The sequence below is a fragment of the Bradyrhizobium sp. Cp5.3 genome (assembly GCF_000426265.1).
GTDB classification, from domain to species: domain Bacteria; phylum Pseudomonadota; class Alphaproteobacteria; order Rhizobiales; family Xanthobacteraceae; genus Bradyrhizobium; species Bradyrhizobium neotropicale.
The window spans coordinates 22,878-37,517 of the sequence record NZ_AUFA01000008.1 but is presented as its reverse complement, the minus strand read 5'-3'; the positions used below and the strand labels follow the sequence as shown (position 1 = coordinate 37,517).

Annotated in this window: 17 protein-coding genes; 10 read left to right on the top strand and 7 right to left on the bottom strand. The window is 64.2% G+C overall.

What is annotated here, in order from left to right:
- Nucleotides 1–17 precede the first annotated feature (17 nt).
- The 4 genes from K289_RS0112320 to K289_RS0112305 all read left to right on the top strand — a co-directional run bounded on the left by K289_RS0112320 (nucleotide 18) and on the right by K289_RS0112305 (nucleotide 2,292).
- Complete coding sequence (locus K289_RS0112320; RefSeq protein ID WP_027551792.1) at nucleotides 18–485, top strand: MarR family winged helix-turn-helix transcriptional regulator; 468 nt, start codon at nucleotides 18–20, stop codon at nucleotides 483–485.
- Between the two features lie 78 nt (nucleotides 486–563).
- Nucleotides 564–932, top strand: a complete 369-nt coding sequence (locus K289_RS0112315) for a nuclear transport factor 2 family protein (RefSeq protein ID WP_027551791.1) — start codon at nucleotides 564–566, stop codon at nucleotides 930–932.
- A gap of 2 nt (nucleotides 933–934) precedes the next feature.
- Nucleotides 935–1,375: a hypothetical protein gene (locus K289_RS0112310; protein WP_027551790.1), complete on the top strand. Its 441-nt coding sequence runs from the start codon at nucleotides 935–937 to the stop codon at nucleotides 1,373–1,375.
- Between the two features lie 140 nt (nucleotides 1,376–1,515).
- A complete protein-coding gene (locus K289_RS0112305; RefSeq protein ID WP_027551789.1) occupies nucleotides 1,516–2,292 on the top strand; it encodes a DUF2189 domain-containing protein in 777 nt (258 codons plus the stop codon).
- Here the strand turns inward: K289_RS0112305 and K289_RS0112300 are convergent.
- From K289_RS0112300 to K289_RS0112285, 4 genes are all read right to left on the bottom strand, one after another.
- The gene (locus K289_RS0112300; RefSeq protein WP_027551788.1) at nucleotides 2,289–2,525 is read right to left on the bottom strand and encodes a hypothetical protein; all 237 of its coding nucleotides are present in this window, start codon (nucleotides 2,523–2,525) and stop codon (nucleotides 2,289–2,291) included. The two genes, K289_RS0112305 and K289_RS0112300, sit on opposite strands and share 4 nt — an antisense overlap.
- Nucleotides 2,526–2,625: 100 nt before the next feature.
- Complete coding sequence (locus tag K289_RS0112295; protein ID WP_027551787.1) at nucleotides 2,626–3,138, bottom strand: SRPBCC family protein; 513 nt, start codon at nucleotides 3,136–3,138, stop codon at nucleotides 2,626–2,628.
- Nucleotides 3,138–3,605, bottom strand: coding sequence for an SRPBCC family protein (locus K289_RS0112290; protein ID WP_027551786.1), 468 nt, complete (start codon nucleotides 3,603–3,605; stop codon nucleotides 3,138–3,140). The genes K289_RS0112295 and K289_RS0112290 overlap by 1 nt, the downstream gene beginning before the upstream one ends.
- Nucleotides 3,598–3,912 (bottom strand): helix-turn-helix transcriptional regulator, encoded by a 315-nt coding sequence (locus K289_RS0112285; protein ID WP_027525239.1) that lies wholly within the window; start codon nucleotides 3,910–3,912, stop codon nucleotides 3,598–3,600. Before K289_RS0112285 ends, K289_RS0112290 begins: the two co-directional genes overlap by 8 nt.
- Before the next feature lie 114 nt (nucleotides 3,913–4,026).
- Here K289_RS0112285 and K289_RS0112280 point away from each other — a divergent pair, with 114 nt between their 5' ends.
- The 3 genes from K289_RS0112280 to K289_RS0112270 all read left to right on the top strand — a co-directional run bounded on the left by K289_RS0112280 (nucleotide 4,027) and on the right by K289_RS0112270 (nucleotide 6,859).
- A complete protein-coding gene (locus K289_RS0112280; protein WP_027551785.1) occupies nucleotides 4,027–5,475 on the top strand; it encodes an LVIVD repeat-containing protein in 1,449 nt (482 codons plus the stop codon).
- Nucleotides 5,476–5,498: 23 nt separating this feature from the next.
- On the top strand, nucleotides 5,499–6,020 hold the full coding sequence (locus tag K289_RS0112275) for a hypothetical protein (RefSeq protein WP_245283900.1): 522 nt from the start codon (nucleotides 5,499–5,501) through the stop codon (nucleotides 6,018–6,020).
- A gap of 218 nt (nucleotides 6,021–6,238) precedes the next feature.
- Nucleotides 6,239–6,859, top strand: coding sequence for a LysE family translocator (locus K289_RS0112270; RefSeq protein WP_082907875.1), 621 nt, complete (start codon nucleotides 6,239–6,241; stop codon nucleotides 6,857–6,859).
- A 231-nt stretch (nucleotides 6,860–7,090) separates the two neighbouring features.
- Here K289_RS0112270 and K289_RS0112265 read toward each other — a convergent pair whose 3' ends face one another.
- On the bottom strand, nucleotides 7,091–7,894 hold the full coding sequence (locus K289_RS0112265; RefSeq protein WP_027551782.1) for an N-formylglutamate amidohydrolase: 804 nt from the start codon (nucleotides 7,892–7,894) through the stop codon (nucleotides 7,091–7,093).
- A 134-nt stretch (nucleotides 7,895–8,028) separates the two neighbouring features.
- Here K289_RS0112265 and K289_RS0112260 point away from each other — a divergent pair, with 134 nt between their 5' ends.
- Nucleotides 8,029–8,427, top strand: coding sequence for a gamma-glutamylcyclotransferase (locus K289_RS0112260; protein WP_027551781.1), 399 nt, complete (start codon nucleotides 8,029–8,031; stop codon nucleotides 8,425–8,427).
- Here the strand turns inward: K289_RS0112260 and K289_RS0112255 are convergent.
- Nucleotides 8,424–8,987: a chlorite dismutase family protein gene (locus tag K289_RS0112255; RefSeq protein WP_027551780.1), complete on the bottom strand. Its 564-nt coding sequence runs from the start codon at nucleotides 8,985–8,987 to the stop codon at nucleotides 8,424–8,426. The two genes, K289_RS0112260 and K289_RS0112255, sit on opposite strands and share 4 nt — an antisense overlap.
- Before the next feature lie 312 nt (nucleotides 8,988–9,299).
- Here K289_RS0112255 and dnaG point away from each other — a divergent pair, with 312 nt between their 5' ends.
- Both dnaG and rpoD read left to right on the top strand, forming a co-directional pair.
- Nucleotides 9,300–11,297 carry a DNA primase gene (dnaG, locus tag K289_RS0112250; protein WP_027551779.1) on the top strand — a complete coding sequence of 666 codons (1,998 nt, stop codon included), beginning with the start codon at nucleotides 9,300–9,302 and terminating at the stop codon, nucleotides 11,295–11,297.
- Between the two features lie 374 nt (nucleotides 11,298–11,671).
- On the top strand, nucleotides 11,672–13,816 hold the full coding sequence (gene rpoD / locus K289_RS0112245; RefSeq protein WP_027551778.1) for an RNA polymerase sigma factor RpoD: 2,145 nt from the start codon (nucleotides 11,672–11,674) through the stop codon (nucleotides 13,814–13,816).
- A gap of 109 nt (nucleotides 13,817–13,925) precedes the next feature.
- On the opposite strand, the gene K289_RS0112240 is transcribed toward rpoD, so the two are convergent.
- A complete protein-coding gene (locus K289_RS0112240) occupies nucleotides 13,926–14,162 on the bottom strand; it encodes a hypothetical protein (RefSeq protein ID WP_027551777.1) in 237 nt (78 codons plus the stop codon).
- Nucleotides 14,163–14,640: the final 478 nt, after the last annotated feature.

The window sequence follows — 14,640 nt, the reverse complement described above, 5'->3', positions numbered from 1 at the left end:
TCCGATACAGTCAGGTCATGCCAAAGACGTCTCAAGCTGCAGGGCTTCACCGCGCCTCACTCAAGAAGCTGCACGACCTCGATGCGGCGCTGGAGCTCATGTATTACGGCTGGCGCGGGATGACGCTCGAGGCCGACGAGTATCTTGCGAAGCTCGGCCTGTCGCGCCCGCACCATCGTATCCTCTACGTGGTGGCGCGCCGGCCCGACATCGCGATCGGCTCGCTGCTCGAGATCCTCGGCATTTCCAAGCAGGCCTTGAACCGGCCGCTCAATCTGCTGCTGGAGCGCAAACTCCTGACGTCGAAGCGGTCGCCCGAGCAGCATCGCTCGAAACTGTTGCGCCTGACCGCCGCGGGGCAGCGCATCGAGCAGGGGGCGTCGGACCACGAGCGCAAGGTCTTGCGCGCGGCGTTTGATCGTGTCGGGGCGCCGGGTGCGGCCGCATGGATGGCTGTCATGGAGACAATCGCCGACAACAACTGACATTCTCAAGTCAAGGTAGTTGACATGAGAAATGAACTTTGCCACTCTCCCGGCAACGAGCCAGGGGAGGGCCGCGTCATGAGCGGACAGGCAATGAATCGCGCGGCGGCCGAACGGTTCGTCGCGGCATGGTGCGCCAACTGGTGCAGGGTCGACATCGACGCGGTCGTCGCGCATTTTGCGGACAATGCCGAGATGCGCAGCCCTCTGGCGCTGGCGCTGACTGATTCCCCCATCGTGACCGGGGCCGAGAACATCCGCGCCTACTGGCGGAAAGCCTATGGCCATATCGAAAGCGCCGACCTGAAGATCCTGAACTGGAGCTGGGACGAGGTGATCGCGCGGCTGACGGTGTGGTGGCAACTGGGCGACACGCGCGCCAGCGAATTCATGGACTTTGATGATGCCGGCCGCGTTGTGCGCAGCGAGGCCTTTTACGGAAAATAGACATGCACCTTTCGGATTTCGTCCTGCTCCTCAACGCGCTCTGGTTCGGCGGCGCATTCATTCAATTCAGCATTGCCCAGCGCAATACGCTGAAGATCTTGCTGCCGCGGGAAGAGCGCAGCAATCCGATCGCGCCGACCCTGGCGGCCAGTGTGGCGTTCCTGGGCGGGATCAATCTGCCGATCGGGCTTCTGTCGCTCTATCTGCTGGCCGTTCGTCCGCCCTTCTTCCAGCCGATCGAGGCGCAGCTCGTGCTGTTCCTGTTCTTTGCCGCCTGTCACTTCAGCCAGTTCGCATACAACCTTCCGGTGCTGATGCGCGGTGGACGTGTCGGGGTGGCTTACTGGCCGGTGTTGAAGGGCCCGATGCTCAGGATCTTCGTCATCGACGAAGCTCTGTTCGCGGCCAATCTCGGCGTGGCCCTTCTGCTCACGTCGCGCTAAGCGCGGCGCATCGGGCGAAGGCAATCGCGGTATCCGCTGACCGCTCATCTCTTTCGTGCAAGGATTGCGAGAGCAAGCTAACATCGGCGTCAACAGTGCCGCGCGCGACCAAGATCGCGCCGGCGGATGAGGAGGAGCCGATGTCCATCTCGGGCAAAGTCGATCCGGTGGTACGCCCCGTGGCGGCGACCGATATCGCCGAGGCGCTGGTCGAGGGCCTGCGCGACTTTCAGGCGCTGCCGCTCTATGGCCTTTGCTTCGGCGCGCTCTATGCCGCCGGCGGCATCGCGATCATGCTGTGCCTCACTGCCTTCGGCATGGTCTATCTCGTCTATCCGCTCGCCGCCGGTTTCGCGCTGATCGGGCCGTTCGTGGCGATCGGCCTTTACGAGGTCAGCCGCCGCCGCGAGCGCGGCGAGCCGGTCTCATTCGGCGCGATCTGGGCGACGGTGCGTTCACGCAGCGAGATCGGCTGGATGGCCTTTGTCACGCTCTTCGTGTTCGTGGTCTGGATGTACCAGGTGCGGCTCCTGATCGCGCTGCTGCTCGGCCTGCACGCGTCGTTCTCGAGCCTGCAGGATTTCATGACGGTGGTGCTGACCACGAACGAGGGCATCTTGTTTCTCGTGATCGGCAACGCGGTGGGCGCGGCGCTGTCGCTGATCCTGTTCTCGCTGACGGTGGTGTCGTTTCCGCTGCTGCTCGACCGCGAGGTCGATTTCGTCACCGCCATGGTGACGAGCGTGCGCGCGGTCGTGATGAGCCCCCTGCCGATGATCGGCTGGGCGGCCGTGATCGTGATGCTGCTGATCGTTTCGGCGCTGCCGTACTTCCTCGGGCTGATCGTGACGCTGCCGGTGCTCGGGCATGCGACCTGGCATCTCTATCGGCGCTTGGTGGTGCCGGTGCCGGCCTAGAAAATCATCGCCAGTCGGATGATGTCGCCTGCCACGACCGCAGCGGCGAACACCAGATAGCTGACGACCGTGATCCAGAAGGCGCCGGGCTTTGTTGCGCGCGAAAATTGCCGCGTGGGGCCGCCGTATCGTGGACGGGAGCTCACCACACCTGACTGCAACCCCACGAATGCCAGCCATCCGAAACGGATGGCCAGCACAAGCATGGCGATCTGCATGAAGGCGGCGAGCATAGGAAAGCGGGACGGAAACCGACACTGAATCGATGAGGGATCGCGCGGCACTTGTCAACGGGGCGCAAGGCGCGCCCCGTTGATCCGAGCCGGATGCTCGTCAGGGCGTCCTGATCCCCATCGCCTTGAGCGCGTCCAGCATCCGCTGCGGCGGGCCGAGCTTGACGACAAGCGGCTTGCCGGTTTCGAGCACACTCTTGAGGCTTGAGAGGATCGCAGGCCAACCCGAGCGGCCGCCGGCCAGGATGTCGTCGCTGAGCGGCCGATCGTGGCCTTCGCTCATGGTGAGTCGGACCGCGTCGCCGACCTGTTCGATCTCGTAGGTCACGAGCGTCGGTCCGAGCTTCTCGATCAGCTCGGGCCAGTTGACGTTGAAGGTGACGGAGAGCTTTCGCGGCGGGTCGTAGGCGAGGACCTCGCCGCTGATATGCAGCGCCCCGTCCGGCGTGCGCACCGTGAAGGCGCCGCCGAGCCGCGGCTCGACCTCGATCGTATTGCCGAAGAAATACATCCGGCTGAACTCGGCCGTGGTCAGCGCCTGCCACACCCTTTCGGGCGTGGAGGCGATGTAGATGGTGTAGACCGTCAGCGGCTTGAACTGATCGACGTTCATCATTCAAATCCTTCGATGCCAAGCGCAGCCGGCGGGATCGTCGGTGCCTTGCCGGTTTCAAGGAGGGTCTTGAGCCCGGACAGGATCGCCGGCCAGCCCTTGGAGATGCCGTCGAGCAGCTTGCTGCCTGCGGCGAAGCCCTCGTGGGTCACGCTCAGCTTCACGAGGTTGCCCCAGGGCTCGAGCGTGAAAACGACCCTGGTCGGCCGTTCGTTCCGCATGTCCTCGTTCACTTCGTGCTTGAAGGTGTATGACAGCCGCCGCGGTCGGTCGGCTTCCAGGATCTCGCCGGTATCGGTGGTCACACCTTTCATGACCAGCGCGAAGGGGGAGCCGACCTTCCAGTCGGATTCGACCTCGGTGTCGAACCAGTATCGTCGTGTGAACTCGCTGTTGGTGAGCGCCTCCCACAGCTTTTCCGGCGTGGTCTCGATGTAGGTGACATAGACGAATTCCGGTTTACTCATCGCGTTTCTCCAACTGACGTTTCAACTCGCTGAGCGCGGCGAGCTTGCCGCGCTCGAACTTCTTGATCCAGCGCTCGCCGATCTGATGGATCGGCACCGGGTTGAGGTAGTGCAGCTTCTCGCGGCCATGCTTGAAGGTCGTGACCAGATTGGCCTCTTCGAGAATGGCAAGGTGCTTGGTGACGGCCTGGCGCGTCATCTCCAGGCCCTCGCAGAGTTCGTTCAGCGTCTGCCCGTTTCTGGCGTGAAGCCTGTCCAGGAGCGACCGTCTCGATGCATCGGCCAGCGCTTTGAAGACTTCATCCATGGCAGAGATAATAGGCAACCAAATGGTTGCATGTCAAGATGGTGTTTTTGGCGCACGCGAATGCCTGTGCTAGCCTTACATCTCAGCCAACACAGATTGGTTCCGGGAGGATCAATGATCAGCCGCGCTCAACTTGCTGTCTGCCTCGTCCTTTTTGCCGGCAGCACATGCGTCCACGCCCAGAAGCAGCAGGTGATCGGCGCGCCGCCGGAAGCTTCCAACATGAAGCTGGTCGGCACCAGCGACCTGCAGGCGCGCAGCGCCTATCAGCCGACCATCCATCACCAGGGCGATCGCTGGATCGCCTATATCGGCCATCACGGCGGCACCGACGCCGTGCCGAGCCCCGTCAATCCGATGACGGGACAGGCCGAGCCGAACGGTACCTCGATCGTCGACGTCACGGACCCTGCGCATCCCAAATATCTGCGGCACCTGCCGGGGCAGGAGGGCAAATATGAATCCGGCGGCGCGCAGATGGTGCGGGTCTGCGACGGCAAGACGCTGCCGAAGGGCGATCCCAACGCGGTCTACATGCTCCGCACCTTCGGCAGCGAGGCGCACGAGATCTGGAACGTGGCCGATCCCGCCAATCCCGTGCTCGTCACCCGCATTGCCGGACTGAAGGACACGCACAAGAACTGGTGGGAATGCGACACCGGCATTGCCTATCTCGTCTCGGGCGCGCCGGACTGGCGCACGCGGCGCATGACGCAGGTCTATGACCTCTCCGATCCCGCGCATCCGCAGAAGATCCGCGACTTCGGCTTGCCCGGTCAGGAGCCGGGCGCGACCGGTGCGGTGCCGACCGAATTGCACGGGCCGATCTCGACCGGGCCCGCCGGCAACCGCGTCTATTTCGGCTACGGCACCAACAAGGGCGGCATATTGCAGATCGTCGATCGCGAGAAACTTTTGAACGGGCCAAAGGAGCCGACGCCGGACAATCTGCGCTATCCCGAGATCGCGCGGATGCCGATGTCGGCCTTCAACGGCGCGCACACGACGTTCCCGATGCTCGACATGCCCATCGCCGAGTTCGCCGAGGACAAGGACGGCAAGACCCGCGACATCGTCATGATCGTGGACGAGGCGATCCTGAACGAGTGCGGCGAGGCGCGGCAGATGGTGTGGTTCGCCGACGTCACCACCGAGACGCGGCCGATGATGATTTCGAGCTACACCGTGCCGGAGGCGAGCGGGCAGTTCTGCCAGCGCGGCGGCCGCTTCGGCTCGCATTCCTCGAACGAGAGCATGGCGCCGGTCTATTACCAGAAGATGGCCTTCATCGCCTTCTTCAATGCCGGCGTGCGGGCGCTCGACATCCGCGATCCCTATCACCCCAAGGAGGTCGGGTACTTCATTCCATCGATCACGAGTGCGACCGACAAGCGCTGCATTCCGGTCGAGGGTGGCGAGCGCTGCAAGGTCGCGATCCAGACCAACAATGTCGAGACCGATGACCGCGGCTACATCTATATCGTCGATCGCGCCAACACGGGGCTGCATATCCTCGAGCTGACCGGACCCGCGCGCGCCGTCGCCGGTCTGCCGAAGAACTGACGATGCGGCGCGCGGCGACGATCATGGCCACGGTGCTCGCGCTCGGTGCCTCGGGTGTCGGCGCCTATCAGCTTGCGCCGTCGCCGGCGGACAGGCCCGCACATTGGCGCGACATCGCCTGGCCGTTCCAGCGCGATGGCTGGCCCGCGGGCCGCGCGTTCCGTTGCGATGGAGCTTGCGAAGGGGCGCGGCTTTACGTCCGCGCAAAACTCGGCTTCTGCAATTGCGACCGCGGCGTCGCCGATGACGATGAGGTCGATCGCGTCACCGATCTTGATCTGATCAGTCCGCGCTTCACGCCGGTGGCGGCGGGCGAGACAGTGAGCGTCGGCGGGCTTGACGGTCGTGCCAGGCAATACGATCTCGACTTGGCCGACGGCGCGCGCCACGCAGCCACCGGCATCGCCCTCTCGCGCCGCTGCGATCTGCTGGTTGCGGTCGTGCAAGGGGCGGGCGAGGCGCATGTGATGCAGCGCGCGGCGTTGGAGTTCCTGAAGACGCAGGAGATGAAGCGATGGGTGACGGCTGCGCTGGATGGCAGGTGAGGGAGGCTTCGCCTCTCCCCGCGCGCGGGGAGAGGCCGGATCGCATCGAAGATGCGATCGGTGAGGGGGAGTCTCCCCGAGTCCGTCTGCTACCGTGATTGCGTATGCGGCCCCTCACCCCAGCCCTCTCCCCGTAAGAACGGGGAGAGGGAGAAGAGCTTCCGTTCCCGCCTCCGCCATGCATTAATGCAGCAAAACGCCCTCAGCGAGTCCTCCCCATGATGTCCATGCAAGCCTATCTCGCCTTCGTCGCCGCCTGTATCGCGCTGGCGCTGCTGCCTGGTCCGATCGTCACCCTCGTCATCGCCAACGGCTTGCGCCACGGGACCCGCGCTGCGCTGACCAACGTTGCCGGCGCGCAGGCCGGTCTTGCGATCGTAATCGGCGTCGTCGCGATCGGCCTGACCTCGCTGATGGCGACGATGGGCTACTGGTTCGACTGGGTGCGCTTTGCCGGTGCGGCCTATCTGATCTGGCTCGGCATCAAGCTGATCTGGGCGCCGGTCGAGGGCGTCAATGTCGACGAGCCGCCGGCACCGCCGCGCGGCGGATTCTTCCTGCAGGGCTTTCTCGTGCTGCTGTCGAACCCGAAGGTGCTGGTGTTCTTCGGCGCCTTCATTCCGCAGTTCATGGACATGAACCGCGATCACTTCCCGCAGGTCGCGCTGCTCGGCGCGACCTTCATGGTCACCGCAGCGATGACCGACGCGCTCTACGCCACGGCCGCCGGGCGCGCGCGAAAATTCTTCTCCGCACGCCGGACGCGGATGATGTCGCGCGTCTCTGGCGGCTTCATGATCGGCGGCGGTATCTGGTTGGCGCTGACCAGGGCGAAGTGAACGGTTAGTCGAAGAACTGTTCGCGATAGGTTGTCGTCCTCTCCATTGGCGCCGCTCTGCTCCCTCCCCCCTTGCGGGGGAGGGCCGGGGAGGGGGGTAGCCCAGGAAAAGGTCTAGACGCCGTCGAGAACAATTCTCGTACAATCGAGAGAGTGTGCCGTGTGGCACCCCCCTCCCTAACCCTCCCCCGCAAGGGGGGAGGGAATGCAGTGTGCGATGGGGCGCAAAGCGCTACACCAGCGCCTCCACCTTTAGCTCCACTTCGATCTTGCCAAAGATGCGCGCCAGCCGTTCGGCCCATTGCTGCTGGCCGGATTGATCCGCGATCAGGTCCTGACGGATTTCGATGCCGGTGTTGATCAGGCCGCGGGCCTCGCCGTGCACGGGGATGGTGTAGTCGGTGATGTCGCTCACCGCATAGGGCTGGTTGTCGCCGACGACGAGATCGCGCTCGCTGCGCAGATGCTTCAGCAGAAGCCGCGGCAACACGGTGTCGCGATGGTAGAGCGTGCCGATGTGCCAGGGCCGCGCGACGCCGGCATAGACCGGCGTGAAACTGTGCAGCGACACCAGCACAGTCGGTCGTTTGGCGTGCACGCGGCCGTCGATCACGGCGTTGATCCGGCCATGATAAGGCTCGAAGATTTCGCGCCGCCGCGCCGAGCGCTCGTCCGCTGAAATTCCCTCATTGCGCGGGATTGCGGTTGCCTCGGAAATCGCCGGGATCGAGCTTGCGACGCTCGGCGGGCGGTTGCAGTCGATCACGAGCCGCGAATAGCGCTGCGCGATCAGATGCGCGTCGAGCATTTCTGCGAGGCGGTCGGAAACGCCGGCAATGCCGATGTCCCAGGCGATGTGCCGCGTCAGCTCGCTGTTGGCGACGCCGAGATCGCCGAGCGCGCGCGGCAGGAGCCGCCCGTAGTGATCGGAGGTGAGCAGGAACGGCGATCGCCCCGCCAAATTGGCCTCATGAACCGGATGAACGTCGTCCGTGCCCAGCAGTTGCGCTGGCGCGGTTGTTGCGTCTGAAGCCATTCGGATTGCCTATCGGAGCAGCACTGTAGTCGTGACCGTACAAGGCTATAGAGGAGGCGGCCTCAAAGCACCATCGTGAAGAACGCTTGCAAGACCGCTTGAATCATCGCGTGCTCGCAGGATAACAAGCGCACATGACCTCCGATCTTCTCTTTGTCTACGGCACCTTGATGCGCGGTTTCGACCATCCGATGGCGCGGCTGTTGTCGATGCATGCCGATTTCCTGGGTGAGGCGACCTGTCGCGGCCGGCTGGTTCTCGTGAAGCATTATCCGGGGCTGCTGCTGTCAGATGCGCCGTCCGATCTCGTCCATGGCGAGCTGTTTCGCATGCGCGCTGGCGACGAGCTCCTGCGCGAGCTCGACATGTATGAGGCCTGTGGCGAAGGCTTTCCGGAGCCGACCGAGTATCTGCGCAAGCTGATCGGTGTGCTGACGGCAGACGGCGCGGTCATGCAAGCCTGGACCTACATCTACAATTGGCCCGTCACCGATCTGCCGCGCATCGAGTCCGGCCGCTTCCTGGATCACTAGGCCGACAGCACTTCCCGCACCAGGCGCACGTCGATCTCGCGCTCGACGTAGGTCCACTCCTCGGTCTGCCGCAGGATCGCGACCAGCTCCTCGAACAGCGCGGCATCCGCCGGCGTGTATTCGAACCAGGTGAGGAAGTCGAAGGGCTCGCCGAGGTCGCGAGAATGATAGAGCTGCCGCGCGATCGCGGGAAGGAAGCGCAGGCTGCTCGCGATGTGGTGCGATTTCTCTTCGAAGACCTTGCGCCGCTCCTCGGGCGCAAGGTCCCACCAGGCTTGCGACTTGCGGATCGGGATCAGCGCCGCGCTGGTCGCCTCGGGGCGGCCGAGTTCGGCCTGCACGGCGGTGAGCTGCTCCTTCTCCGCGCGCTCGGTGTAGCGCAGATAGCTGGCGACCCCGACCAGCCGCCACGCATTGCGCGAGGGCACGATCGGCAATGAAACGGCCTCGCTGTCGGTCACCGACAGCGCCGGTACGAAGGGCAGGGGCTCGCCCGTCACTGATGACATCGAGGTGACGCGCCAACCGCCGCTATGACCGCCTCGAAACGTCCTGAACATGGCGCTATGGAAGCGTGGAACTGGCCCGGGTTCAAGGCGCTTTTTCCGCAGCCGTCATTCGGGGTTTTCCGCCACGTCATTCCGGGGCGCCCGAAGGGCGAGCCCGGAATCCATTTTTCCCAGCCTTCCTGTGGCGCGATGGATTCCGGGCTCGATGCTTCGCATCGCCCCGGAATGACGGGGAGATGACGGAAGGGGCTGTGAATAGGTCGAATAACTCGGAAAAGCCCGACAATCCTGACTTTTCGGCAAGTCGCACCTATATCCCTAACCCTTCGCCCGACTCAGACGGTTTCGCGCTAAACACAGGCCATGCGCTTCACGCCCCAATTCCTCGACGAACTGCGTGCCCGGCTTTCGGTCTCCGAAGTCGTGGGCAAGCGTGTCAAGCTGAAGAAGGCGGGCAAGGAGTGGAAGGGGCTGTCGCCATTCCAGCAGGAGAAGACGCCGTCCTTCTACGTCAACGACCAGAAGGGTTTTTATCACGACTTCTCGTCCGGCAAGCACGGCGACATCATCACCTTCATGATGGAGACCGACGGCGTGCCGTTCGGCGAGGCGGTGGAGCGGCTTGCCAACATGGCGGGGCTGCCGTTGCCGACGGTGACGCCCGATGCGGCGCGGCACGAGCAGCGGCGCAAGTCGCTGCATGACGTCATGGACCTCGCGGCAAAATTCTTTGCGGAGACACTGGCCTCGCGCGTCGGCGCGAAGGCGCGCGGCTATCTTGCCGATCGTGCGATCTCGCCGGCGACGCAATTGCAGTTCCGCCTCGGCTATGCGTCGCCTGACCGTTTTGCGCTGAAGGAGCATCTGGGCAAGCTCGGCGTCTCCGTCGACGACATGGTTGAGACCGGTCTCTTGATTGCCGGCAACGACATTCCCGTGCCCTACGATCGCTTCCGCGACCGCGTGATGTTTCCGATCACGGATTTGCGCGGCCGCGTCATCGCCTTCGGCGGACGTGCGCTGGAGAAGGACGTTCCGGCAAAATACCTGAACTCTCCGGAGACGCCGCTCTTCCACAAGGGCGACAATCTCTACAACCACCAGACCGCGCGCGCCGCGTCCCATAACGGCGCGCCGCTGATCGTGGTCGAAGGCTATGTCGACGTCATCGCGATGGTGACCGCCGGTTTTGCCGGCACGGTCGCGCCGCTCGGCACCGCGCTCACCGAAAGCCAGCTCGCGCTGCTCTGGAAGATGGCGGACGAGCCGATCCTCTGCTTCGACGGCGACCGGGCCGGGCAGAAGGCCGCCTATCGTGCTGCCGACCTCGCACTGCCGTTCCTCGCGCCGGGCAAGAGCCTGCGCTTCGCATTGCTGCCGGAGGGGCAGGACCCCGATGATCTCGCCCGCTCCGGTGGTCGTGGCGCGATCGAGGAGGTGATCGCCGCGGCGAAGCCGCTCGCCGACATGATCTGGTCGCGCGAGCTCGAAGGCGGCAGCTTCGTCACGCCCGAGCGCCGCGCCGCGCTGGAGGCGCGCATCAAGGAGCTCTCCAACGGCATCCGCGACGAGGTGGTACGGCGGTACTATCGCGACGATTTTGTCCAGCGGCTGCAGCGCGCCTTTGCGCCCGAGGGCGGCGGTGGCGGCTTCGCCGGCCGGGGCAATTTCCGGGGTGGGCAGGGTCGCCCATTCCAGCCCCGAGGAGCGGGCGGCGCGAATCGATTCGCCGGGGGCGGCCGGCGCGGCGCGCCCGGTCCCACCTTGCTCCCCTCCGGCCCCTACCAGGCGGCGAGCCCGCAGCTCGCCGCGAGCCCGATCATGCGGGGCCAGCGCAGCGCCGTCTCCCGCCGCGAGGCCCTGATCCTGCAGTGCCTGATCAACCACCCCTGGCTGCTGCATGAGCACCTCGAGGAGGTGGCAGCCCTGGAGCTGGCCCACCCCGAGGCCCACAAGCTCCGGGCCGGCATCATCGCCGCCTTCGCCAACGACCATCACCACAGCCCGGACCCTGGTGAGCAGGCCGAGAAGATGCGGGCTGACCTGGAGAAGGGCGGATTTATTCCATTGCTTCAAAGGGTTGAACGGGCCATCACGACCCAGGCGGTGTGGGGCGCAAGGGAGGGCGCGGCACGGGATGACGTTCTTGCCACCTGGCACCAGCTCGTTGCCTTGCATCGGCAGTGGCATTCACTACTTAGGGAGTTGAAAGACGCCGAGCTGGCCTTGGGGGAAGACCCCAGCGAGGCCAATTTGGCGTGGCTGCGTGACGTCAAGGCCCGGATGGGAGAGGTCGACGGCATCGAGGCCCTGATCGAGGGTTTTGGCGAGCTGTCGGGCCGGTTCCAGAAGAGCGTTTGATGAAGAAACATGCGGACGGCCGGGGTCGGAACCGCTAAAAGACTCGCCAAATCCAAGGTTTGGCGGCAAAAACAGGGTTAATCGAGGCTTAACGGTCTTGTAGCACTTTGGCCACCAGGCGGCCGCAGGCAGAACAGACGCGTCAGGGAATGAATCCGCGCAATCGCTGTTGGCACTACACCTGCATCCGCTGCGACAAAGAGGCTCACGAAGCGTTAGGCAATTCCGGCGAGAGAAAGCTTGGGGTGGCGAGAGAGGTTTGCGCCGCCCTTTCCGTGTCGAGAGCTGCCGAAGCGAGAGCGTCGGGCAACAGGTTCAAGTGAATTCAGGCAGGCGCGGCGACCGTCTGTGTGAAGCGCGTTTAGGAGCAATGGATGGCCACCAAGGCAAAGACGCTGCAGGCGAAGGACAAGGAAAAAGACGACAAGGCAGCGGACGCTCCGGAGAAGGATTCCCAGGATGCGCCCTCGCCGTTGCTCGACCTGTCCGACGCGGCAGTGAAGAAGATGATCAAGCAGGCCAAGAAGCGCGGCTTCGTGACCTTCGATCAGCTCAACGAAGTTTTGCCGTCCGACCAGACCTCGCCCGAGCAGATCGAGGACATCATGTCGATGCTCTCGGACATGGGCATCAACGTCACCGAAGCCGACGACAGCGAAGGCGAGGACGAGAAGGACGAGGGCGGTGACGACGACACCGACAACGAGCTCGTCGAGGTCACCCAGAAGGCCGTCACCGAGGTCAAGAAGAGCGAGCCGGGCGAGCGCACCGACGATCCCGTGCGCATGTACCTGCGCGAGATGGGCACGGTCGAGCTGCTCTCCCGCGAAGGCGAAATCGCGATCGCCAAGCGCATCGAGGCCGGCCGCGAGGCGATGATCGCGGGCCTCTGCGAAAGCCCGCTGACCTTCCAGGCCATCATCATCTGGCGCGACGAGCTCAACGAAGGAAAGATCTTCCTCCGCGACATCATCGATCTCGAAGCGACCTATGCCGGTCCCGACGCCAAGGGCGGCATGAACACCGCGATGATCGGCGGTCCCACTGGGGAGAACGGCGAAGCGCCGGCCGAGGGTGGCGAGGCCGCTCCGGCTGCTGCCGCGCCCGCGCATATGGCGCCGCCCGCTGCGCCGCCGTCGCCGACCCCGTTCCGCCCCGCGCCTGCCGCCGGTAACGGCGAAGGCGGCGAGGAGAAGGATCCGGGCGAGGCCGCCGCCGAAGCCGACATGGACGACGACGAGTTCGAAAACCAGATGTCGCTCGCCGCGATCGAGGCCGAGCTCAAGCCGAAGGTCGTCGAGATCTTCGACAAGATCGCCGACAACTACAAGAAGCTGCGCAAGCTTCAGGAGCAGGACATCGCCAACCAGCTCCAGAACGAGTCGCTCTCGCCGCACCAGGAGCGCAAGTACAAGAAGCTGAAGGACGAGATCATCGTCGAGGTGAAGTCGCTGCGCCTCAACCAGGCCCGCATCGACTCGCTGGTCGAGCAGCTCTACGACATCAACAAGCGCCTCGTCTCGCACGAGGGCCGCCTGATGCGTCTTGCCGACAGCCACGGCGTCGCCCGCGACGACTTCCTGCGCAACTACACCGGCTCGGAGCTCGATCCGCGCTGGCTCAACCGGGTGTCGAAGCTTTCGGCCAAGGGCTGGAAGAACTTCGTCCACCACGAGAAGGACCGCATCAAGGACCTCCGCCACGAGGTGCATCAGCTCGCAGCCCTCACCGGTCTCGAGATCGGCGAGTTCCGCAAGATCGTGCACTCCGTGCAGAAGGGCGAGCGCGAAGCGCGCCAGGCCAAGAAGGAGATGGTGGAAGCCAACCTCCGCCTCGTGATCTCGATCGCCAAGAAGTACACCAACCGCGGCCTGCAGTTCCTCGACCTGATCCAGGAAGGCAACATCGGCCTGATGAAGGCGGTCGACAAGTTCGAGTACCGCCGCGGCTACAAGTTCTCGACCTACGCCACCTGGTGGATCCGGCAGGCGATCACCCGCTCGATCGCCGACCAGGCGCGCACCATCCGCATCCCCGTGCACATGATCGAGACGATCAACAAGATCGTGCGCACCTCGCGTCAGATGCTCAACGAGATCGGCCGCGAGCCGACTCCGGAAGAGCTCGCCGAGAAGCTCGGCATGCCGCTCGAGAAGGTGCGCAAGGTTCTCAAGATCGCCAAGGAGCCGCTGTCGCTCGAGACGCCGGTCGGCGACGAAGAGGACTCACACCTCGGCGATTTCATCGAGGACAAGAACGCGATCCTGCCGATCGATGCGGCGATCCAGTCGAACCTGCGCGAGACCACCACGCGCGTGCTCGCCTCGCTCACGCCGCGCGAAGAGCGCGTGCTGCGCATGCGCTTCGGCATCGGCATGAACACCGACCACACGCTGGAAGAAGTCGGCCAGCAGTTCTCGGTCACCCGCGAGCGCATCCGTCAGATCGAAGCCAAGGCGCTGCGCAAGCTGAAGCATCCGTCACGGTCGCGGAAGCTGCGGTCATTCCTCGACAATTAATTTGACGTTGTGCCGGATTCGACCCGGCTCTCGTCCAAACGAAAACGGCGGGCCGAAAGCCCGCCGTTTTTGTTTGTGCTGACGCTCCACGTGTCGCGAGGGCGCTCGCCTATTTCTTCTTCGCGCCGACCCGGTCGAGGCTCTTGATCGCGAGCGGCGGACGGCCGGACTTCTCGGCGATCTCCCGGTCCTGATCCATGATGAAGCTGCGCGCAGGCTCGTCGCCGTCGAGCCCGCCAAGGAGCTCGGCAGGCACGCGCCGGTTGGAGCGTTGGGAGCCGTCTTCATAGACGACGTTGAAAAAGGCGAACTCGCCCTTGGGATTGGTTCCAGGTTTTTTGGCCATGGCGCGCTTGTCGTCGATCAGCGCGCCGCAGTCAAATGGCCTCGACATTCGTCAACAGCGGCGCTGGTTGCGCCGGAGGCTGTCGAATTCGCTGCGCGACTAATGATGAAAGTTCGCTTGCCGCGGAGAGGCCCGAAGCGCTTGCTGCGCTCCTTCCCTGAATAAACGGCGGGCCGCAAAAGCCCGCCGTTTATTTTTGGTCTTCAGCGTCGCCCGGGGCTGGCGGGGCAACAACCTAGAATAGAAGGCTATAACCAGCTCCATACGATGGCAAGGCAAATCGTTGCAGCGTTGATGTCGCAGCAAGCGCATCAGAAATGCGTCGATGGCGAGCTTTGGTTCCAACGAGTTCCGGAATCAAATGTTTGGATGTTCGAAGTAATCTGTTCATGCTGTCCACTCTCGCAACGCGACGAGAGATGTGCGCTCTGTACCGGAGTGCGCAGAGCTGCACGTCTTCCCGAGCGACGGTGACGTC